We start from the raw sequence: 21,662 nt of genomic DNA on the forward strand, positions 1-21,662 counted from the left end.
GTTCCGGATACCGAACAGGTGACGTCAGGCAACTCGAAGGGAGCAGGATGCCGGTCTTCGGCGGCTGGATGCTGGCGCTGACGCTGGCGTTCGGCCTGGCACCCGACGCTCGCCCGGCCCTTCGCCTGGCGGCGGGCCTCTCCGCGGTGGCAGCGATCTGGTGGGGCGTGCGCCGCAACCGAGCCCTCGACCGTACGCCGTGGAGCTGGCTCGCCGCGGCGACCGGCGCCTCGGCCCTGGGCACCTTCGTCTGGTTCGCCCTCCCGTCGCTGCGCGTCCCCGCCTCGGCGCTGATCGTCGCGGCCTACCCGGCGATCGCGGCGGTCCTGCTGATCTTCATCCGGCGGCGGACCGGCGGCGGGCGCGACCGGGCGGCGCTGCTCGACGCCCTCGCCGTGACGGCCGGCGGCGGCCTTCTGGCCTGGACGTTCCTGCTCGGCCCGAGCGTGGCCGACCGGGACTGGACCATGTTCGCCTGCACCCTCGGCGACCTGCTCTGCCTCGGCGTGCTGGCCCGGCTGCTCACCAGCTCCGGCCCCCGGGTGCCGGCCGCGAACCTGCTCGGCGCCGGCCTGCTGGTCCTGCTGCTGGCCGACGTCGCGTACGAGCTGTCGTGGCTCGGCGACAGCGCCGGGCTCGGCCGGTTCGCGTTCTACGCCGGCGCCGGCCTGGCCGCCCTGCACCCGTCGATGAGCACGCTCGCCGTGCCCGCCGACGAGCCGCCCACCGAGATGGGCCGCGGGCGGGTGGCGCTCCTCGGGCTCGCCTCGCTGGTCGCGCCCGCGGTGCTGATCGGCGTCGGCGGCCCGGCCGTGGTGGCCGTGCTCAGCGGGCTCACGGTCCTGCTGGTCCTGGCCCGGATGACCGGGATCGTCGCCAACCACCGGCTCGCCCTCGCCCGGGAGCGCGGCCTGCGCCAGGCGTCGGCCGCGCTGGTCTCGGCCGCCGACGTCGAGGCGGTGGGCGACGCCGTACGCCGGGCGGTCGCCCAGCTGCTGCCGGCCGACACCCCGCACGGCGTCGTCCTCGCCCTGGCCATCGAGCAGGACGGTCCGCTCTCGGCCGAGGCCGCCGCCCAGGCCGCCGTCGACCGGGCGGCCGGCACCGCGGCCCGCAGCGTCGCCACCCGCGACGTGGACTGGGCGGTCGCCGTCCGGCTCACCCACTTCAGCACGACGCTGCGCTGCCCGATGGTGCTCAGCGACCGGCCCACCGGCGAGCCGCTGGTCGGCGTGCTGCACGTGGGCGCGCCCGCCGAGACGCTGCCGGGGCTGCGCCGCGCCATCGAGGTGCTGGCCGGGCAGGCGGCGCTCGCCCTCGAGCGGATCCAGCTCAGCCACGAGGTGATCCGCCGCAACAGCGAGACCTATTTCCGGACGCTCGTGCAGCACACCGCCGACGTCATCCTGATCGTGGACGACGCCGGGACCATCCGGTACGCGAGCCCGTCCGCCGTACGCGTGCTCGGTTTCGATCCGACCGCGACGCCGCTGCCGGAGCTGTTCCACCCGGACGACCGCGCGCTGCTGACCGGGCCCTACGACGGCCTCGACCTGCGCGGGCCGCGCGATGTGCTGCTCGAGGCGCACTGCGACGACCTGCGGGCCGAGCCGACCGTGGCCGGCCTGGTGATCACCCTGCGGGACGTCACCGAGCGCCGCCGGCTCGAGAAGGAGCTGACCCACCAGGCGTTCCACGACTCGATGACGGGCCTGGCCAACCGGGTGCTCTTCCACGACCGGCTCGGGCACGCGCTGGCCCGCGGCGCCCGGGACGGCTCGGTGGTCGGCGTCCTCTTCATCGACCTGGACGACTTCAAGATCGTCAACGACACGCTCGGCCACGCGGCCGGCGACGCGCTGCTGATCGGCGTGGCCAACCGGATCGCGGGCGCGCTGCGGGCCGACGACACGGCCGCGCGGCTGGGTGGCGACGAGTTCGCGGCCCTGATCGAGAACGTGCAGGACCCCGGCGCCGTCGAGGAGACCGCGGCCCGGATCCTCGCCGCCCTGGCCGAGCCGATCGTGATCGACGGCGAGACCTCGCTCACCGCGGTGGCCAGCATCGGCATCACCACGACCCCCGAGGCCGACACCGCCGACGAGCTGCTGCGGCAGGCCGACCTCGCGCTCTACGTGGCCAAGGGCGCCGGCAAGAACCAGTGGCGCCGCTACCAGTCCCACCTGCACGGCGCCATGGTGGAACGGCTCGAGCTGCGGTCCGCGCTGGATCATGCCGTCAACGAGGGGCACTTCCTCCTCGCGTACCAGCCGATCGTCGATCTTTCCGACGACCGCCCGGTCGGCTTCGAGGCTCTGGTCCGCTGGTTCCACCCGACCAAGGGGGTGGTGTCGCCGGCCGAGTTCATCGAGGTGGCCGAGGAGAGCGGGCTGATCGTGCCGATCGGGCGCTGGGTGCTCCAGCAGGCCCTGCACACGGTCGCCCAATGGCGGCGCATCCTCCCCGCCGACCGGCTGCCCTACGTGAGCGTGAACGTCTCGGTGCGGCAGTTCCGGGAGAGCGGCTTCGTCGACGAGATTCTGCAAGCGCTCGCGTACGCCGAGGTGCCGCCCGCGGCGCTGATGCTCGAGCTGACCGAGACGCTGCTGGTCGGCGAGCACGAGACGGTGTGGCAGGACCTGGCCACGCTGCGGTCGCACGGCGTGCGGGTGGCCATCGACGACTTCGGCACCGGCTACTCGTCGCTCGGCTACCTGCGGCAGCGCCCGATCGACGTGGTGAAGATCGACAAGGTGTTCATCGACGACATGGTCGAGAGCCGCCAGCAGCTCGCGCTGGTCACCGGCATCGTGAGCCTGGCGCAGTCGCTCGGCCTCACGGTGATCGCCGAGGGCATCGAGTCGGCCCTGCACCGTGACGTGCTGGCCCGGCTCGGCTGCCCGCTCGGCCAGGGCTACCTCTGGTCGAGCCCGGTCGACGGCACCGAGGCCCTATCCCTGCTGACCTCGGGTATTTCGATGGCCGCCTAAGGTCTACGTTGCGAGGTATGAATATCTCCGCACTCCGCACACCCCGGCGGATGGCCGTTGCGGCGGCCGCCATCACGGTCGCCGTCCTCGGCGGCGCCGGCGTCGGCTGGGCCGCCGCCGAGACGACCGCCCAACCGGCGATCAAGACCATCACCCCGCGCTCCGAGAAGGACGTCACCAACATCGACGTCCTCCGGCAGCAGCTGCGCAACTACTACGGCGACGCGCTCGGCACCGGCACGTTCGGCGCGGACAGCAACTACGCCCGCGAGGCGAGCGGCGTGGCCGCCGACGGCGCGCGCTACCTGAGCCACAACCGGTCGCACGGCCACGGCACCCGGGCGATCGTGCTCGACGTCGACGACACGACGCTGGCCACCTGGAACTACGAGGTGTTCAGCAACTGGGCGTACAACCCGGTCACCAACGCCGACTACGTCACCGGGCAGAAGTTCCCGGCCGTGCCCGGCATGGTCGCGACCGCGAAGGCGGCCGAGCGCGAGGGCTACGCGATCTTCTACCTGACCGGGCGCCCGACCTCGCAGGAGGCCGCGACGCTGGGCAACCTCACCGCCGACGGCATGGGCGTGGACGCCGGCTACCCGAAGCCGACGACCCTGCGCGGTGGCGAGGACGGCCTGTTCACCAAGCCGGACGTCAGCGTGTACCCGGACTACCTGCAGAAGGCGTGCGCCGCGGACCCGGGCGGCAAGTGCACGACGATCCACTACAAGTCGGCGACCCGCGCGCACATCGAGTCGCTGGGCTACGACATCGTGGCGAACTTCGGCGACCAGTACAGCGACCTGAAGGGTGGCTACGCCGACAAGACCTTCAAGCTGCCGAACCCGAACTACTTCCTGCCCTGAGTTCCAGCCTTGAGTTCCAGCCTTGAGTTCTAGTAACTCTCATCATTAGAGTCGTCCGATGAGGACGACGTCGTTCGCCGGCATGACCTGCTCCATCGCGAGCACGATCGAGGCGATCGGTGATCGGTGGGGCTTCCTCGTGCTGCGCGACGTGATGCTCGGTCTGTCGCGCTACGAGGAGCTCCGCCGATCCACCGGGATCCCGGCCCAGACGCTCGCCGACCGCCTGCGCCATCTCGAGGCGAACGGGCTGATCGAGCGGCAGCCGTACGAGACGAGGCCGCGCCGCGACCGGTACCTGGTGACCGATCGCGGCCGCGATCTGTGGATCATTTTCGTCGCGCTGCGGGACTGGAGCGACCGCTGGGGCGAGTACGGCGAGGGCGGGCCGCCGCTCGAGCTGGTGCACCGCGAGACCGGCCGCCGGCTCGAGGCCCGGGTCGTCGACCCGGCCACCGGCGAGATCGTCGAGCCGCGGGACACGGCGCTGGTGGCCGGCCCGGGCGCCGACGAGCTGATGCGCTGGCGCCTCGCGATCCGCGCCGCCCGGTGACCCGCGTTCCGCGCCGCTCGATCACCGCGTCAGGCGCCGCCGTTGCGGTTGGCCCGGCCGCCCCGGGCCGACAGCGTCGCCGGCGGCAGGTTGACGCGCTTGGAGAGGTTGAAGAACGTGGGTGGCCCGCTGCTCACCGTCTCCTTGTAGAGGATCGCCGCCCGCCCGGTGAGGTAGAACCGCCGCGGCGTGTCGTCGGCCCGGGTGAACTGGATGACGGCGTCCCGGCGGCCGAGCGACACCGGCTGGTGGATGTACCCGAAGCGGAACGGCCGGGGCGTCCGGCCCCGCATCCGCGCGTCGATGGCGTCGGCGGCGTAGGCGCCGGTCGGGATGCCGCTCTGGCAGGTCCCGTGGATCATGCCCCAGGACTGGCGGACGGCCGCGGCGTCGCCGACCGCGTACACCGACGGGTGCGACACCGACCGCAGCGTGGGATCGACCCGGATCCGCCCCCGCTCGTCGACCGCCAGGCCGGCGTCGGCGGCGAGCGGCGGCACGTGGAAGCCGGTCGTCCACAGCACCGCGCCGGCCGGCACGATCTCGCCGCCGGCCAGCTCGACGCCGTCCGGCAGCACCTTGGTGATCTCGACGCCGGAGCGGACTCGGACGCCGAGCCGCTCCAGGCCCCGGTCGAGGTAGGCGCGGGCCGGTGCGGACATCATCCAGCCGGGACGGTCCCGGGTCAGCACGGTCACGGTGGCGTCCGGGAAGCTCTCGGCGATCTCGGCGGCCGCCTCGACGCCGGTCAGCCCGCCGCCGCCGACCACCACGGCGCCGGCCGGGTTCGCCCGCAGCCATCCGGCCAGCCGGGTCGCGGCCCGGGGGTCGTCCAGGGTGTGCGTGTGCACGGCCGCTCCCGGCACCGTGATCGTGTCGGCGACGCTGCCGATGGCGTACACCAGGACGTCGTAGTTGATCTTTTGATCGCCGACCGTGACCGCCCGGCGCTTGAGATCGACGGCCGTCGCCCGGCCGAGCACGAAGCGGACGCCGGTTCCCTCGAGGATCCGCGGGATGCGCCGGTCGGCGAGCGTCTGACCGGTGGCGATCTGGTGCATGCGCAGCCGCTCGGTGAAACGGTCGGAGGGGTTGACCAGGGTGACCCGCCCGCCGCGCCGCCGGGTGCGATGGGCGGTCCGGATCGCCGCCAGCATGCCGGTGTAGCCGGCGCCCAGGACGAGTATCTCGGTGTTCCGCATGGGACTGCTCCTTCGGTTCGGGTTCGCGCTTCCTCTCGATGGCAGCAGCGCGGCGGCCCGGCGGTCCAACAGCAGTCGTGGTCGTGGCGCCAACGATCATTTGTCGTCCGAGGCCGGGCGCGGTTCGTTTCTGGCCGGGCGGCGCCGTGAACTTCGACCTCGGCCAGGTGGAGGCCTTCGTGGCGGTCGCCGATCACCGGCATTTCGGCCGGGCCGCGGCCGCGCTGCACCTCACCCAGCAGGGGCTGTCGCATCGCGTCTCCCGGCTCGAGCGGGTGTTCGGCGAGGCGCTGTTCACCCGGGGGCCGGGCGCGGTCGAGCTCAGCGCGGCCGGGCACCGGTTCCTGCCGCGGGCGCGGGAGCTGCTCGGGACGGCGCGGCGCGCGGTCGACGAGGTGCGCTCGGTGCGGCGCGCGCTGCGGGTCGACGTGTGGGGGCAGGTGCACGCCCCGCTGCGCTGGCTACGCCGGCTGAACTCGCCGGCCGTGCGCTTCGACGTCGAGGTCAGCATGCGCCGCAGCACCCTCTCGGCGGCCGAGGCGCTGGCCCGCAACGAGATCGACCTCGCCTTCGGCCGGGTGGGCGACGCCGGCCGGCTGCCGGACGGCCTGGCCGTGGCGGTCGTGTGCCGGGAACCGCAGGGGCTGGTGGTGGCGGCCTCGCATCCGCTGGCCGGCGCGCCGGTGTGCCGCCCGGCGGACCTGGCGCCGTACGGGCTGTGGTGCCCCGCCGGTGGCACCGCGCCCGAGGTCCTCGGCTTCGCCCGGCACTTCGCCGGCGACTTCGGCGTGCCGCTCGACGAGTCCGGCCTCAACCTCGGTCTCGACCAGCTGCTCACCGAGCTCGAGCGGAGGCCGGACCGGGCGGTGCTGGTGCCGCCCGGGCTGACCGTGCCGCCGGGCGTCGGGCTGGTTCCGGTCGCCGGGCCCGAGCCGCGCTACACCCACTCGATGATCTGGCGCCGCGACGACGGCGAGAAGACGCTGACCGCGCTGCGGCGGGCGGTGATCGCGCTCGCCACCGCCGAGGGCTGGCTCGACTGGGATCCGGATCGCCACTGGATGCCGGCCGTCGATCATCCTTGATCCATTAGCATCGTCGGCGTGGCGACTCGACTGGTGCAGATCAACATGAAGGCCCACGACGACGCGGCGCTGGGCGGCTTCTGGGCGCGGGCGCTCGGCTGGGCCGTGTCGAGCGAGGCGCCCGGCGTGACCAACCTCGAACCCGAGGGCTTCGCCTACCCCGACCCGATCGCGGTCTGCATCGACCTCGTCACCTCCACCGAGCCCAAGACGGTGAAGAACCGCGTGCATCTCGACCTCGCCGCCCGATCGGCGGACGACCAGGCGGCGCTGGTCGAGCGCCTGACCGGCCTCGGGGCGACCTTCGCCGACGTCGGACAGGGCGACGACGTCTCCTGGACGGTCATGGCCGACCCCGAGGGCAACGAGTTCTGCGTGCTGGACTCGCTCTACGAGGAGACCGGCCCGATCGCCTCGGTGGTGGTCGACTGTGCCGACCCGCGGGCGATGGCCGGCTTCTGGGGCGAGGCCATGGACTGGACGCTGGTCAAGGTGACCGATCACAGCGCGGTGCTGCGCTCGGCCGCGGGGGTCGGCCCGTACCTCCAGTTCCTGCGCTCGCCCGACCCGAAGACCGTCTGGAACCGGGTCCACCTCGACATCCGCCCCTACCCGGGCGACGACGTCGAGGCCGAGGTGGCCCGGCTACGGACCCTCGGCGCGACTTCGGTCGACGTGGGGCCGGCCGAGATCTCGTGGAAGGTCATGGCCGACCCGGAGGGCAACGAGTTCTGCCTGCTCGCACCGGGCTAGCGTTTGGGCGCCGCTTTTCCGGCGTAGATGCGGTCGGTCAGGAACGGCAGCGCGTTCGACAGCGTGATGGCCGCGCGGTACCTGGCCGGGACGACCATGCGGCGGCGGGGGCGGCGCAGCGCGCGCTCGACCGCGGCGGCGACGATCTCGGGGCCGGGGAGGTTCGTGCGGCTGTTGAAGCCGGTGTCGATGTAGCCGGGCTCGATCAGCGTCACGCCGATGCCGGTGCCGGCCAGCTCGCGGCGGACCGAGTCGGTCATGCCGCGCAGGGCGAACTTCGTGGCCGAGTAGGCGCCGCTGATGCCGACCTCGCCGGCCACCGAGCCGATGTTCACGATCGAGCCGGAGCGCTGCTCGCGCATGATCGGGACGACCGCGCGCATGAGCCGGATCGGGGCCATCAGGTTCACGTCGATCATCTGGGCGACCACGTCGTCGTCGGCGAGGACGGACGCCTTGCCGCCGACACCGGCGTTGTTGACCAGGCCGTCGATGCGGCCCTCGACCTCCCGGGCCCGGGCCACCAGCGCCGTGATCGCCGACGGGTCGCGCACGTCGGTCGGCACCGCGACGGCGGCGCCGATCTCGCCGGCGACCGCTCGCAATTCGTCGGCGCGGCGGGCGGCGAGTACGACCGTGACACCGCCCCGGCCGAGACGCAGGGCGGTGGCGCGGCCGATTCCGCTCGACGCTCCGGTGACGATTACGACCGGCATCGTGTCCCTCTTTTCCGCAAAACGGCGCCGCCGATACCGGCGGCGCCGTTTTTTATCCGGCGATGGGGATCAACCTATCGCTTGCTGTGGTACGCCTCGACGATGTGGCTCGGGATGCGACCGCGCTCGGACACCTCGTAGCCGTTCTTGTTGGCCCACTCGCGAATCGCCTGATTCTGGTCGCGGCTGGCGCGGCCGGTGCTCGCCACGGCGCTGCGGCGAGCGGGCGAGACGACGCCGCTGCGCCCGACGCGGGTGGCCGCGTTCAGGAACGGGTCGAGCGCCTTGCGCAGTTTGCCGGCGTTCTTCTCGGAGAGGTCGATCGTGTAGTTCACACCGTCGAGTCCGAACTCGACGGAGCGATCAGCCTCTCCGCCGTCGAGGTCGTCGGTCAGGAGGGTTATTACCTGCTTGGCCATGGTGTGCCTGCTCCTACAGCGATGTCATTTGAGTGACGACTATGCGCACGCGGCGTGGCGCCGCGAATGTCCATACACATTCATTCTGTCTTCCGTCAGTTCTCAGTGCAAATTGCGGCCGCGCATGTCGCAATTCTGTCTCCGCCGAGGCGACACCGGGAAGACCCGCGGAAGACCGTCGCCGTCACACACTTTTCATGAAGGTCAATGTCCTGTAACGTGTCGTGGGAGCGCTCCCACCGACCCGTCCCCGCGGGAATCCCCTCTCAAGGAGCTTCGCAATGAGACGTGCCATCCGTGCCCTCATGGCGGCCGGCCTGCTGGCCGGCGCCGCCCTGACGGCCTTCGCCGTCGCCGGACCAGCGGCGGCCGACACGCAGATCTGCGACCAGTACGGCTCCACGACCATCGGCGGCCGATACGTGGTGATGAACAACCGCTGGGGCACCTCCGCCCAGCAGTGCATCAACGTCACCAGCACCGGCTTCTCGATCCAGAGCCAGCAGGGCACCGGCAGCACCAGCGGCGCGCCGGTCTCCTACCCGGCCGTCTACTACGGCTGCCACTACACCAACTGCTCGCCCGGCACCAACCTCCCGATGCAGGTCAGCTCGATCTCGAGCGCGACCAGCAGCATCAGCTACCAGTTCGTCTCGGGCGCCACCTATGACGCCGCGTACGACATCTGGCTGGACCCGTCGCCCAAGAAGGACGGCGTCAACCAGCAGGAAATCATGATCTGGTTCAACCGCCAGGGCTCGATCCAGCCGATCGGCTCGGTCGTCGGCAACGCCACCATCGGCGGACGCAGCTGGGAGGTCTGGCGCGGCAGCAACGGCTCCAACGCGGTCGTCTCGTACGTGGCGCCGTCGCCGGTCGCGAGCTGGAGCTTCAGCGTCCTCGATTTCATCAACGACGTGAAGAACCGCGGCGCGATCACCAGTTCCTGGTACCTGACCAGCATCCAGGCCGGGTTCGAGCCGTGGATCGGCGGCGCCGGCCTGGCCGTCACCAACTTCTCGGCGGCCGTGAACGGCGGCGGTACGACCAACCCGCCGCCCACCACGCCGACCACCCCGCCCAACGGTGGCAACGCCTCCTGCCGGGTCAATTACGCGACGAATGTCTGGAACAGCGGATTCACCGCGAATGTCACGGTGACCAACACCGGAAGCAGCGCGGTCAACGGCTGGGCCCTCGGATTCACCCTTCCGAGCGGTCAGTCGATCACCAGTTCGTGGAACGCGAGCCTGACCGGCTCGTCCGGCGCCATCACGGCCCGCAACGTCACCTACAACGGCGGCATCGCCCCCGGCGGCAACCAGTCCTTCGGATTCCAGGGGACCTACTCGGGCAGTTTCGCCAACCCCGGGAGTTTCACGCTCAACGGATCGACCTGCACCACCGCCTGATAGCCAGGCTCGCCAGACCCGAGCCGCCTCGTCGCCGATTCTCCGGTGCCGGGGCGGTTCGTCCAATTCTGCATTCTTCACCGGTGGGAAAGTCGCAGGGCGGCCGGAGCGTGTTCCGGAACGGCCGGCGTTCGCGGCGCGATCGGGTCGAGCCGGCGATAATCGTCGCCGGCTGGTGGGCGTACGTCCGCCTCGCCTTTGTTGGGCCATAGGGACATCGCACGCTCGGCCATCGCCGTGATGGTCAGCGACGGATTCACCCCGAGATTGGCCGGGACCGCCGAGCCGTCGACCACGTGCAATCCGGTGTACCCGTAAACGCGGTGATAGGGGTCCACCACGCCGGACTCCGCCGAATCCCCGATCGTCGCGCCGCCGAGAATATGTGCGGTCATCGGAATGTCGAAGATGTCGCCGACCGTCCCGCCCGGGAATCCGCCGATCTTCTCGGCGATCCGGCGCACCGCCTCGTGCCCCTGCGGAATCCAGGTCGGATTGGCCTCGCCGTGGCCGGGACCGGTGGTGAGCCGGCCGCGCCGGGTGCGCCGCACGGTCAGCGAGTTGTCCAGCGTCTGCATCACCAGCGCGATGATGGTGCGCTCACTCCAGCGCCGCACGGACAACGAGCGGAGGAGGACGTACGGGTGACGCAGCGCCTGCCCGAGAAACCTCACCGGCCTCGGCACCCCGCTGCCGCCATCTACCAACAGGGTGGCGAGCAGTCCCATGGCGTTGCTGCCCGGGCCGTACCGGACCGGCTCGATGTGGGTCGTGGCGTCCGGATGGAACGAGGACGTGATCGCCACGCCGCGCGAGTAGGGCTCGGCCGGCACCTTGGCGGCCTGGGCGCCGAGCAGGGCCTCCGAGTTGGTCCGGGTGAGCGAGCCGAGCCGCGCCGAGACCTTCGGCAGTACGCCGGTGTCGCGCATCGCGTGCAGCAGCCGCTGCGTGCCGAGCGCCCCCGCCGAGAGGATCACGTGATCGGCGGTGAAGTGTCCCTTCCGCGTCTGGACGATCCACCGGTCGCCCGTTTGCCGCAGCGCCGTCACCTCGGTGTCCGGGTGCACGGTGGCGCCGGCCCGCTCGGCCAGATACAGGTAGTTGACGTCGAGCCGGTTCTTGGCGCCGACCTTGCAGCCGATCATGCAGTTGCCGCACTCGGTGCAGCCCGTGCGGTCGGGTCCGGCGCCGCCGAAGAACGGGTCCGGGACCGTCTCGCCCGGCTTTCCGAAGAAGACACCCACGGGCGTACGCCGGAAGGTCGCACCCACCCCCATGTCCTCGGCGACCTCTTTGATCACCACGTCGGAGGGCGTCATGGTCGGCTGCTGGGTCACCCCGAGCATGCGCGAGGCCTGGTCATAGTGCGGCGCGAGCTCGGTGGCCCAGTCGGTGATGCCGGCCCAGTGCCGATCGTCGAAGAACGTCGCCGGCGGGCGGTAGAGCGTGTTCGCGTACACCAGGGAGCCGCCGCCCACCCCCGCCGCCGACAGCACCACGATGTCCTTGAGCAGGGTGATCCGCTGGATCCCGCGGAGCCCGAGCTTCGGCGCCCAGAGGAAGTTGCGCAGATCCCACGAGGTCTTGGGCAGCATCGCGGGGGTGAAGCGCCGGCCGGCTTCGAGCACGCCGACCCGATAGCCCTTCTCGGTGAGGCGCAGAGCGCTGACACTGCCGCCGAAGCCGCTGCCCACGATCACGACGTCGTAGTCCGCCATCGACACACCCTGTCATTACCGACCGGTAACCGAAAGGGGTGCCGCCCCTCATTTCCATGTCCGAATACCCGCCGCCCGATATGCCGGGCCGATTTGTCGGTGCTGTCGCTCGTCGTCCCCTGGTGCTCGTGGTCCCGCCGCCCGCTGCCCCAGCTGCCCGCTGCCCGCTGCCCCAGCTGCCCGCAGCCCGCCGCCCCGGCCGCCCGGCTGCTCGCTGCCCCGGCTGCCCGCCGCCCCGGCTGCCCGCTGCCCGCCGCCCCGGCGGCCCGGCTGCCCGCCGCCCCGGCCGCGCCGACCGTCGGGCCGCCCGGGCTGCCCGCCGCCCAGCTGTCCGTCGCCCGGGCTGCCTGCCGCCCAGCTGTCCGTCGCCCGGGCTGCCCGTCGCCCCGGCTGCCCGTCGCCCGGCCGCCCGTTGCCTGCCGCCCGCCGCCAGTCGGCGCCGACCGTGTTGGCCGGCGCCGGCTCTCACCGAGGCAGCGCCAGTCGATCGGCCGACCGCGAAACCTCCGTAGGCCCCGCCGCCGCCCTGGATGTCGCGCTTGAACGCCGTGCCGACCGTCCCGAGCCGGAAAGAATCTCCGTCGCGCCTGTGGACAACGCCGGAAATCTGTCAGACCCGGCTGCTTTAGTCACCCCCACCCGAAACGGGGTGGGGGTTGGGTTGGGCGGGGTTGGGGTCGAGCGAGGCGGGTTGGGGTCGAGCGAGGCGGGTTGGGGTTGAGCGAGGCGGGTTGGGGTCGAGCGAGGCGGGTTGGGGTCGAGCGAGGCGGGTTGGGGTCGAGCGAGGCGGGTTGGGGTTGAGCGAGGCGGGTTGGGGTCGAGCGAGGCGGGTCGGGGTCGAGCGAGGCGGGTTGGGGTTGAGCGAGGCGGGTTGGCGTTGAGCGCGGTGGGGTCGGGGTCGAGCGAGGTGGTGCCGGGCGCGGTGGGGCACCCTTCTTTCCGGCGGTGCCGGCCGACCACGACGGCTCGCCTGCCGAGCCGGACAGGATCGGCCGGCCTCAACCGGCCAAGGTGGCCCGCAGGCGTCCGGCCTTCTCACCCACCGCGCCATCGCCGCCGCCCCACGGATCCTCAGCGATGCGGTCGGCCGAGAGCACCTCGCCACCGCGAACACCACCCGCTGTCGTGGCCGGCCCCGGTCCACCGCCCGGCCGCCGACGGTCGCCGCAGCGGGCCCAGCACCCCCAGGCGGCCGCTCAGCCCCGCAACAGCACCTTGATGTGCTCGCCCGAGGCGGCGTCGGCGAACGCCTCGGCCGCCTCGTCGAGTGGCCGCTCGGCGGTGGCCAGCGCCGAGACGTCGACGGCGCCGGAGACCAGCAGGTCTATCGCCTCCGCGAAGTCCTCGGGCAAGTACGTGGCGCTGCCCTGGATGCGCAGCTGGCTGTCCTGGATCGTCGGCAGCGGGATCGTCACCGGGGCCGGCGGCACGCCCACCACGATGACCGTTCCGCCCTTGTTCGCCATCGCGAGCGCCTGGTCCATGGTGGACTGCTCGGCCACGCAGTCGAAGACGACGTCGGCGCTCTCGCCCAGTGCCGCGAAGGCCAGAGGCACCGTCTCGGCGCCGGTTGCGTCGATCACCGCGTCCGGGCCGAACTTGGCCGCCCGCTCGCGGCTGCGCGCCGAGCGGGCCGTCATCACCACGCGGGCGGCGCCCTGGGCCCGCGCCACCATCAGCGTCAGCAGCCCGATCGTGCCGGCGCCGAGGATTGCCACGGTCTTGCCGGTCAGGCCGCCGGCGAGCCGGGACGCGTGCACCGGCGTGCCCAGCGGTTCGATGAACGCCGCCGTCCGCCAGTCGAGCGCGTCGGGGATGACGTGCAGCCGGCGCTGGTCGACGGTGAAGTAGTCGGCCATCCCGCCCTGGTCGTGGGCGCAGCCGAAGAAGCGCAGATTTTCGCAGACGTTCTGCCGGCCGGCCACGCACTGCTTGCACCGCCAGCACGGCAGGAACGGCTCCATCGTGACGCGCTGCCCGGTTCGCACCGACGAGACGCCCGGGCCCAGCGCCTCGATCGTGCCGCTCACCTCGTGGCCGGGGGCGTAGGGCAGCACGATGAACGGGTGCTTGCCCTGGAGCGCGTGCACGTCGGAGCCGCAGACGCCGGCCACCGCCATGCGGACCAGCACCTCGCCCTCGCGCGGCTCCGGGATGTCGGCGGACGTCAGCGACACCCCGGACGGGGTCACGACGACCCGCCTCACGGCAGGTATCCCAGGCGGCGTGCGGTCACGATCGTCTCCATCCGGCCATGTGTGCCCAGCTTGCGCATCGCGTTGCGCAGGTAGCTCTTCACCGTCTCGGGCAGCAGGCCCAGCCGCCGCGCCGCCTCCGCGTTGCCGCAGCCGACCGCGGCCATGGCCAGCACGTCGAGCTCGCGCGGCGACAGCGGGTTGGGGGCGGCGCCGCCGGAACGGCACGCGATCAAGCGGTCGGAGATCTGCTCGAGACGCGCCTTCAGCGCGGGGTCGGCGGTCTCGGCGGCGAGCGTACGCAGATCGGCGTGGGCCAACCGCACCTCCTCCCACTCGCGCGCGCCGGCGTCGGCCGAGCCCCGGGCGGCGGCGGTGGCCAGCTCGGCCAGCCGGCGGTCGACCTCGCGGCGGACGGTCACCTCGGTGCCGAGCCGCAGCGCGACCTGGTTCATCGACTCGAGCGCCCGGCCGCCGACCGCGATCGGCTCGCGCGTTCCCGCGTACAGCACCGCGAGGACCGTGCCGCTCATGGCGACCGGCACGGCGGCGATGGCGCGCAGGCCCTCGGCGGTGACCGGGCCGTCGTACTCGTGGCTGATCCGCGGGTCGGCCGCGTAGTCCTCGACCCGGTCCGGCCGCACGGTCGTCACCACCCGGCCGCCGAGCCCGTTGCCGGCGCTCACGATCAGCCCGTGCAGGGCGACCGTGGCGGTGCCGGCGAAGTCGCTGAGCTTCATCTGGCGGGCGTCGACCGTCACCAGACCGCCGAACGCCACCGGAAGGCCGGTGATCCGGCGGATCCGGCCGAGCGCGGCGGGCAGGTCGGCGGTTTCGAGCACGTGGACAGCATGTCACGACGACCCGGGTCGGCTCCTACCCCCGAACAGGGGTGGCGGCGCGCGGCCGAGCGGCTCATGCTGCGGAAATGTTGTCCTACGCGTCCGGCACCAGCAACGCGCCCCTGCTCGGCGAGACGATCGGGGCCAACTTCGAACGCGCCGTCGCCCGCTTCGGCGATCGGGAGGCCCTGGTCGATGTGGCGGCGGGGCGGCGATGGACGTACGCCCAATTGGACCTTGAAGTGAATCGCCTGGCTCGCGGCCTGCTCGCCCGCGGCATCGCCAAGGGCGACCGGGTCGGGATCTGGGCCCCGAACTGCGGCGAATGGGTGATCACGCAGTATGCGACCGCGAAGATCGGGGCGATCCTGGTCAACGTGAACCCGGCTTACCGGACGCACGAGCTCGAGTACGTCGTGAAGCAGTCGGGGCTTTCGCTGCTGATCAGCGCGGTGTCGTTCAAGACGAGCGACTACCGGGGCATGATCGAGTCGATCGGGTTCGGCGATGTCGCGTACATCGGAGAACCCTCCTTTGATGATTTGTCGCTCGACGGTGACATGTCCGAGATATCGGGACGGGCCGCCACGCTCGCGTTCGATGATCCGATCAATATTCAGTACACGTCGGGGACGACCGGCTTCCCCAAGGGCGCGACGCTCTCGCACCACAACATCCTGAACAACGGCTACTTCGTCGGCGAGCTGATCAGCTACACCGAGCAGGACCGGGTCTGCCTGCCGGTGCCGCTCTACCACTGCTTCGGCATGGTCATGGGCAACCTCGGCGCGACCTCGCACGGCGCCTGCATCGTGCTGCCCGCGCCCGGCTTCGATCCCGCTGCGACGCTCGCCGCGGTTTCCGCCGAGAAGGTCACCTCGCTGTACGGCGTGCCGACGATGTTCATCGCCGAGCTCGGGCTGCCGGATTTTGCGAGTTATGACCTGTCATCGTTGCGCACCGGGATCATGGCGGGCTCGCCCTGCCCGGTCGAGGTGATGAAGCGCGTGGTCGCCGAGATGAACATGGCCGAGGTCGCGATCTGCTACGGCATGACCGAGACCTCGCCGGTGTCGACGATGACCCGCCCCGACGACAACCTGGCCCGGCGCACCGAGACCGTCGGCCGGGTGATGCCGCACCTCGAGTCCAAGGTCGTCGACCCGGCCACGGGGCTGGTCGTCGAGCGCGGCGAGCCGGGCGAGCTGTGCACCCGCGGCTACTCGGTGATGCTCGGCTACTGGGAGCAGCCCGACGCCACGGCCGGGGCGATCGACGCGGCCCGCTGGATGCACACCGGCGACCTGGCCACCATGGACTCCGACGGCTACCTCAACATCGTGGGCCGGATCAAGGACCTGGTCATCCGCGGCGGCGAGAACGTCTATCCACGCGAGGTCGAGGAGTTCCTGTACGGCCACCCGGACATCGCCGACGTGCAGGTGATCGGCGTGCCCGACGCCAAGTACGGCGAGGAGCTGATGGCCTGGATCGTCATGCGTCCGGGGGTGACCGCGCTGACCGCCGAGTCGGTTCGCGCGTACTGCTCGGGCCGCCTGACGCACTACAAGATCCCGCGGTACGTGCACGTGGTGGACGGCTTCCCGATGACCGTCACCGGGAAGGTCCGCAAGGTCGAGATGCGGGAGCGGGCGGTGGAGATCCTCGGGTTGGGGGATGCCGCCGCGATCCGGAACGCGTAGTCGCCCCGGGCCTACCGGCGCGCGGCGTAGGCGTCGATCTCGGCCAGAATCGTCGCCTTGCCCGGCTCGTCGAGGAACGAATATCGCACCGCCGCGCGGGCCAGCCCGGCCACGCCCGCCTCGTCCAGGCCGAGCAGGTCGGCCGCCACCCGGTACTCCCGGTTCAGGGTGGTCGAGAACATCGGCGGGTCGTCGGAGTTGATGGTGACCGGTACGCCGGCGGCCACCAGCGCCGGCAGCGGGTGCTCGGCCAGGGACGACACCGAGCGGGTGCAGACGTTGGAGGTCGGGCACACCTCCAGCGCGATGTCGTGCTCGCGCAGGTGGGCCATCAGCTCGGGGTCGCGGGCGGCGGCGATGCCGTGGCCGATGCGCTCGGCGCCGAGGTGGCGCAGCGCGTCCCAGACCGTCTGCGGACCGGTCGACTCGCCGGCGTGCGGCACGCTGCGCAGTCCGGCGGCCCGGGCGGCGGCGAAGTGGCCGGCGTACCGGTCGCGCGGCACCCCCGCCTCCGGCCCGCCCAGCCCGAAGCTGACCAGCCCGTCCGGCCGCTGCTTCAGGGCCACCTCGAGCGTCACGTCGGCGGAGGTCATCGTCGGCTCGCCCGGGATGTCGAAGCACCAGCGCAACTCGATGCCGTGGTCGCGGGCCACCCGGCGGCGGGCGTCCTCGACGGCCTCGCAGTACGCCTCGGCCGGGATGCCGCGCCTGACCGACGAGTACGGCGTGAGCGTCACCTCGGCGTACCGCACCGACTGCGCCGCCAGCCCGGCGCCGACGTCGTAGGTGAGCGTCGCGATGTCGTCGGCGTCCCGGATCAGGTCCACCACCGACAGGTAGACGTCGACGAAGTGCGCGAAGTCGGTGAACGTGAAGTACTCGGCGAGCAGCCCCTCGTCGGCCGGCACCGCGGTGCTGCCGGCGTGCCGCGCGGCCAGGCGAGCCACGGTCTGCGGCGTTGCCGACCCGACGTGGTGGACGTGCAGCTCCACCTTGGGCAGTCCGGCGATGAATGCGGTCAGGTTGGTTGCCATGCGTTGGCCTCCCACGATGCGGAGGCGCCCTTGTGACAACGCGCGAGCCGAGCGTGGCGGATGGCCATCCGTCGCAGCGCCCCTCGGCCCACACCCGGAACGTTACAAAGACCGGCGGAACTCCGCAAGGCAATTCGCCCGAGGGTTGGCACGATCAATTACTGACATGCGCGGCTCGGGTTGCGGGACAATTTATCCATGCGGCAGATGCAGTTGTTCACGGCGGCGGAATTGGCCGCCATGCGTGATCGGTCTGCGTCGCGTCGCCATTCCGCGCGGGGCGATGAGTTTCGCCGGGAGCATGAGCGTCATCGCGCGTGGGGTTTGGCTCGGCGGCATGCTGGACGGCTGCGCCGGGCGTGGGGTGGGGCGTGCGTGAGCCCGGCGCTCAACGGGACAATGGACTGCCGCGGTGGGCGCCGGACCGAGGCGGAGCAGGTGGGGTCCGGCCAGGTCGAGCAGGCTCGCGCCGAGTCCGAGCAGGTGGAGCAGGGTCGCGCCGGGGTCGGCCAGGTCGGGCAGGCTCGCGCTGAGGCCGGCCAGGTCGAGCAGCGTCAAGCCGGGTCCGGGCAGGTCGTGCACGGTGAGATCGGGCGGAATGTTCGCGGGTCGAGCCGGGTCCGGGGAATGCGGCTTTCGGGAGGCGGGCAATTCGGGAATCGGCGCTGCGTTTTCGGTGGCGCGCTCATGAATGGCGAGAAGGGCCCTTCAGGACGGCATCACGCGCGCTATTTTGATGGAGCTGGTCGTGCTTCCGGCGGCTGGGTAGGCGGCGCTGCCATCGGCGTACGACTTGAAGGCCTGGTAATGGTGATCCTTGACGGCGATGGTCAGTTGTCTGCCGACGGGCGAGCCGGTGCCGGCGTCGTAGACCTGCGCGCGCATCGACGTGCCCGAACCCCAGGTCAAGAGCATTCTTGCGCCGTACGTCACCAGATGCGGATGCTGCGACGAGGCGGCCGTGGTGATGTTCCTGGTGGCGGCCGCGCTGCCGGTGAAGCGCGCGAGCCGGACCTTGCCGCCCTGGCTCCACGCCGTCCAGTAGCCGGACGACTTGGCCAGCACGAGGTCGCCGCCGAAGAGGGTGCCGTCGCAGGTGCCGGACGCGACCGTGCGGTAGGGGCTGGGCTGCGCTATCCGGCAGTCGTTGTCGGTGGCGCACACCATCGCGAACTTCTTGGCCCGCGGGTCCCAGACGATCCGCGACGTCCACGCGTGGCTGCAGCCGACCTCGAAGCTGCCGTGCCCGCTCAGCAACGCGCCCGACTTGCTGACCACCTGCATGCGGTCGCCCTCGTGGATGTCGACGCAGCTTCCGTTCCGGACGGTGATGGCGACCCCGAAGTACGCGGCGTAGTTGCTTCCGTCGTACGCGAGCCGCCCGTGATGCTGGTACCACCAGACGAACCGGGCGCCGTCGTCGTAGCCGCCGCGGCTCGCGGTCAGGTTGGTGACCTGCCGCTCCCAGACCTGGTGGCCCGCGTTGTCGAAGCGGACCATCCACATCGTGTTGCACGGGCTGGACTCGCCGCCGCAGAGTGGCCCGGTGTGGCAGTCGCCCTTGCGGGTGAGCAGCAGGACGCCGCCGGTCGCGTCGGCCTGTACGTCCTGGAGGTCGATCCCGGTGAAGCTGGTGGGCGTGCCGGTGAGCTTGTCGTCGCAGCCGAGCCTGCCGAGGTGGACCTTCCCGTCGGCGCCGAGCCAGGCCAGCCAGGAGGTCCCGTCGGGGGCGGCGGCGATCGCCATCGGGAGGGGATCGGTGTCGCCCTCGGCGCCGTAGCTCTTGACCGCCGAGCCGACGCCGACCTGGGTGATCCGGGTGGCCGGTGCGGCGCCGACCGGGCGGGCGCAGCCGCCGGCGGTGGCGGGTTTTCCGGCCGCGGCGGCGGGACCGGACGCGGAGGCCGATGCGCCGGCCGCGCCGAGGCCGGGGCCGGAAGACGTCGCGCCGGAGGCCCCGCCCGATTTAACGGATAAATCCGGTGTGGAGGTGGGGTGGGAGGCCGCCGGGCGGGAGGAGTTCGCCGAGGACCACCAGCCGCTGGCGCCGGCGGGTAGGACAAAAGCCGCGATCGCGGTCGCGGCCACCACCCCGGCCACGACGCCGATCAGCGCGAAGCGGCGGAACCGCGTTCCGTTTCTGCGGTGTCCGGCGGGTGCCGGGGGAGTGGCTGGGGAGACCGCCGATCCGGGCGGGGACGCGAAGCCGTGGGGGGCTGCTGCGCCGGGCGGGAACGCTGGACCGTGTGACGGCGCCGCGCTGGGCGGGAACGCGGAGCCGTGGGGTGCCGCTGCGCTGGGCGGGAACGCGGAGCCGTGGGGCGTCGCCGCGCTGGGTGGGAACGCGGAGCCGTGGGGCGTCGCCGCGCTGGGTGGGAACGCCGGACCGGGTGGGGTCGCGCCGGGTGGGGGCGCGAAGCCGCGCCGGGGCGACGACCCCCGCGGGGCCGGGGAGCCGGGCGGGGCTGGCGAAGCGGGCGGGTCGTCATGCGTGCTCATCAGGGCGGGACTCTAATGGGAACGCTCCCACCCCGGCATGCCCCGGAGCTTTGGGCAGACTTAAATTCAGCGGCGATAAATGGTGATGGAATAGCCCACCTCGTCGATCTCGGTGCTCGAGTCGATCAGCTGGCGGAGCTTGCCCGTCGCCAGGGCCACCCGGGAATCGGAGACCACCAGCAAACCGTGGACCTGATCACTGGGCACGCTGAGCGGATTTTTCGCATTTATCCCGTAATAGCCGGGGACGCTGGCGCCCTTGTAGACCAGCCACACGGGCTGATCAGGGTACTTCTGCCGCAGATGCGTGCCGAGGCGGGCCAGGTCCTGGCCCCAGTCCACATTCGAGTCGTGCAGGCGCAGGTGGGTCTTCGACGTGCCGCCGAAGGCCTCGTTCGAATAGGGCAGGTAGTACGGGAACGTCAGCGCCGAACTCACCGCCACCCAGCCGACCAGGGCCGCCGTCGCCGCGTGCGCCCAGCGTGGGCGGAGCAGCACCACCGTGCTCGCCACCACGGCGCCGAAGATCGGCATGAAGATGACGTAGCGGCTGCCGTAGTCGCGGGCGCCGGTCATCGCCACCAGCATCAGGACGCCGGCCGGGACGATCAGGTAGAGCGTCGCCACCCGCAGGGCCGGCCGCACCAGCATCGTGATCGCGCCGGCCAGCCACAGGGCCATCATGGCGAGCGGGGTCTTGATCACCAGGGCGGCGGGGGCGTAGTACCAGAGCGACCCCCGATAGGCGTGCCCGAACAGGAACCCGTTGAAGGTGCGCGACTCGAACTGGAACTGGACCAGCACCCCGTCGCGGTACGCCTTCGGCAGCGGCAGCAGGTCGACGGCGAGCCCCTTGAGGCCGCCGGGATCGACCGCCAGCGCCGGCGTGGTCCAGCGCAACCGCGGGTCGACCGCCAGGTAGACCACCCAGACCACGGCGATCGCGATGAGCCCGACCCCGATCGCCCCGGCCACCCGCCAGGCCAGGGTCTTCCACCAGCCGACCGGCTTCCCGATCGCGAACGGCGACAGCAGCGCCAGCAGCATGACGACCGGAACCGCGGGCAGCGCGCTCATCCGGGTCGCGAGCGCGGCGCCCAGCGCGAGGCCGGCCAGCGGCAGGTACAGATGGGGCCGCTTTCGGGAGCGCCACAGCATCCAGAGCGCGGTGAGCAGCATGCCGGCGGCCGGCACGTCGAGCGTGGCCAGCGAGCCGTGCGCGATCACGTCGGGGGAGAAGGCGTAGAGGGCCAGCGCGACCAGCCCACCCCACGGCCCGGCCAGGTCGCGGGCGAAGCCGAGCACCACCAGCCCGAACGCCAGGGTCAGCACGATCATCGGCAGCCGGGCGGCGAGCATCAGCCGGTACGGGTTGTTCCCCGTCTCGTACAGCAGATGGCGCCCCAGCAAGGTCTGGTCGTCGTTGTAGCCGGGGTCGAGGTAGGGGTGCGCGAAGGCCAGCCCGGCCGCCATCACGAGCTTGCCCAGCGGCGGGTGCTCGGGGTTGTAGCGCAGGCTGTGCTGCTGGACGAGCACCTGTGACGTGGCCACGTAGACCGGCTCGTCGATGGTCGGCGACTGCTGCAGCGCCGTGGTGACCATGGCGAACGCCATCTCGCCCAGCAACGCCGCCACAACGAGCAGGTAGATCAGGCGTCGGCGCGGCACTGCG

At 71.8% G+C, this 21,662-nt stretch carries 17 protein-coding genes and 1 riboswitch; of the genes, 7 read left to right on the forward strand and 10 right to left on the reverse strand.

The features are described from left to right. The first annotated feature begins 47 nt into the window (after nucleotides 1-47). From ACZ6TB_RS16900 to ACZ6TB_RS16910, 3 genes are read left to right on the forward strand one after another with little or no spacing between them, the layout of a single operon-like run. A complete protein-coding gene (locus tag ACZ6TB_RS16900; RefSeq protein ID WP_465555252.1) occupies nucleotides 48-2,990 on the forward strand; it encodes a putative bifunctional diguanylate cyclase/phosphodiesterase in 2,943 nt (980 codons plus the stop codon). Nucleotides 2,991-3,007: 17 nt separating this feature from the next. Continuing rightward, nucleotides 3,008-3,859: an HAD family acid phosphatase gene (locus ACZ6TB_RS16905; RefSeq protein WP_465555254.1), complete on the forward strand. Its 852-nt coding sequence runs from the start codon at nucleotides 3,008-3,010 to the stop codon at nucleotides 3,857-3,859. 58 nt (nucleotides 3,860-3,917) lie between these two features. After that, entirely contained in the window at nucleotides 3,918-4,412 is a 495-nt protein-coding gene (locus ACZ6TB_RS16910; protein WP_465555256.1) for a winged helix-turn-helix transcriptional regulator, read from the forward strand. Between the two features lie 29 nt (nucleotides 4,413-4,441). Here the strand turns inward: ACZ6TB_RS16910 and ACZ6TB_RS16915 are convergent, their stop codons facing one another. Further along, on the reverse strand, nucleotides 4,442-5,614 hold the full coding sequence (locus ACZ6TB_RS16915) for an NAD(P)/FAD-dependent oxidoreductase (protein WP_465555258.1): 1,173 nt from the start codon (nucleotides 5,612-5,614) through the stop codon (nucleotides 4,442-4,444). Between the two features lie 146 nt (nucleotides 5,615-5,760). On the opposite strand from ACZ6TB_RS16915, the gene ACZ6TB_RS16920 reads away from it, so the two are divergent. Both ACZ6TB_RS16920 and ACZ6TB_RS16925 read left to right on the forward strand, forming a co-directional pair. Beyond that, the gene (locus ACZ6TB_RS16920; RefSeq protein WP_465555260.1) at nucleotides 5,761-6,699 is read left to right on the forward strand and encodes a LysR family transcriptional regulator; all 939 of its coding nucleotides are present in this window, start codon (nucleotides 5,761-5,763) and stop codon (nucleotides 6,697-6,699) included. Between the two features lie 18 nt (nucleotides 6,700-6,717). After that, entirely contained in the window at nucleotides 6,718-7,452 is a 735-nt protein-coding gene (locus tag ACZ6TB_RS16925; protein WP_465555262.1) for a VOC family protein, read from the forward strand. Here the strand turns inward: ACZ6TB_RS16925 and ACZ6TB_RS16930 are convergent. Both ACZ6TB_RS16930 and ACZ6TB_RS16935 read right to left on the reverse strand, forming a co-directional pair. Next, complete coding sequence (locus ACZ6TB_RS16930; RefSeq protein ID WP_465555264.1) at nucleotides 7,449-8,168, reverse strand: SDR family NAD(P)-dependent oxidoreductase; 720 nt, start codon at nucleotides 8,166-8,168, stop codon at nucleotides 7,449-7,451. The genes ACZ6TB_RS16925 and ACZ6TB_RS16930 overlap by 4 nt on opposite strands. A gap of 74 nt (nucleotides 8,169-8,242) precedes the next feature. Then, on the reverse strand, nucleotides 8,243-8,587 hold the full coding sequence (locus ACZ6TB_RS16935; protein WP_465555266.1) for a histone-like nucleoid-structuring protein Lsr2: 345 nt from the start codon (nucleotides 8,585-8,587) through the stop codon (nucleotides 8,243-8,245). Between the two features lie 281 nt (nucleotides 8,588-8,868). Between ACZ6TB_RS16935 and ACZ6TB_RS16940 the strand changes: the two genes are divergently transcribed. Beyond that, nucleotides 8,869-9,999 (forward strand): glycoside hydrolase family 12 protein, encoded by a 1,131-nt coding sequence (locus tag ACZ6TB_RS16940; RefSeq protein WP_465555268.1) that lies wholly within the window; start codon nucleotides 8,869-8,871, stop codon nucleotides 9,997-9,999. Between the two features lie 77 nt (nucleotides 10,000-10,076). Here the strand turns inward: ACZ6TB_RS16940 and ACZ6TB_RS16945 are convergent, their stop codons facing one another. The 3 genes from ACZ6TB_RS16945 to ACZ6TB_RS16955 all read right to left on the reverse strand — a co-directional run bounded on the left by ACZ6TB_RS16945 (nucleotide 10,077) and on the right by ACZ6TB_RS16955 (nucleotide 14,754). Further along, nucleotides 10,077-11,717 (reverse strand): FAD-dependent oxidoreductase, encoded by a 1,641-nt coding sequence (locus tag ACZ6TB_RS16945; protein WP_465555270.1) that lies wholly within the window; start codon nucleotides 11,715-11,717, stop codon nucleotides 10,077-10,079. 1,196 nt (nucleotides 11,718-12,913) lie between these two features. Continuing rightward, entirely contained in the window at nucleotides 12,914-13,924 is a 1,011-nt protein-coding gene (locus ACZ6TB_RS16950) for a zinc-dependent alcohol dehydrogenase (protein WP_465555273.1), read from the reverse strand. After that, entirely contained in the window at nucleotides 13,921-14,754 is an 834-nt protein-coding gene (locus ACZ6TB_RS16955) for a helix-turn-helix transcriptional regulator (protein ID WP_465555275.1), read from the reverse strand. Before ACZ6TB_RS16955 ends, ACZ6TB_RS16950 begins: the two co-directional genes overlap by 4 nt. Before the next feature lie 86 nt (nucleotides 14,755-14,840). On the opposite strand from ACZ6TB_RS16955, the gene ACZ6TB_RS16960 reads away from it, so the two are divergent. After that, entirely contained in the window at nucleotides 14,841-16,457 is a 1,617-nt protein-coding gene (locus tag ACZ6TB_RS16960; RefSeq protein ID WP_465555277.1) for an AMP-binding protein, read from the forward strand. Between the two features lie 11 nt (nucleotides 16,458-16,468). Here the strand turns inward: ACZ6TB_RS16960 and ACZ6TB_RS16965 are convergent, their stop codons facing one another. From ACZ6TB_RS16965 to ACZ6TB_RS16980, 4 genes are all read right to left on the reverse strand, one after another. Next, nucleotides 16,469-17,491: an adenosine deaminase gene (locus tag ACZ6TB_RS16965; protein ID WP_465555279.1), complete on the reverse strand. Its 1,023-nt coding sequence runs from the start codon at nucleotides 17,489-17,491 to the stop codon at nucleotides 16,469-16,471. 15 nt (nucleotides 17,492-17,506) lie between these two features. Then, nucleotides 17,507-17,582, reverse strand: a riboswitch (S-adenosyl-L-homocysteine riboswitch). Nucleotides 17,583-17,683: 101 nt separating this feature from the next. Next, nucleotides 17,684-18,049 (reverse strand): hypothetical protein, encoded by a 366-nt coding sequence (locus ACZ6TB_RS16970; protein ID WP_465555281.1) that lies wholly within the window; start codon nucleotides 18,047-18,049, stop codon nucleotides 17,684-17,686. Nucleotides 18,050-18,199: 150 nt separating this feature from the next. After that, nucleotides 18,200-19,591, reverse strand: a complete 1,392-nt coding sequence (locus tag ACZ6TB_RS16975; protein WP_465555283.1) for a hypothetical protein — start codon at nucleotides 19,589-19,591, stop codon at nucleotides 18,200-18,202. Between the two features lie 465 nt (nucleotides 19,592-20,056). Continuing rightward, complete coding sequence (locus ACZ6TB_RS16980) at nucleotides 20,057-21,658, reverse strand: ArnT family glycosyltransferase (RefSeq protein ID WP_465555285.1); 1,602 nt, start codon at nucleotides 21,656-21,658, stop codon at nucleotides 20,057-20,059. Nucleotides 21,659-21,662: the final 4 nt, after the last annotated feature.

Source organism: Actinoplanes sp. NPDC051537 (assembly GCF_055586105.1).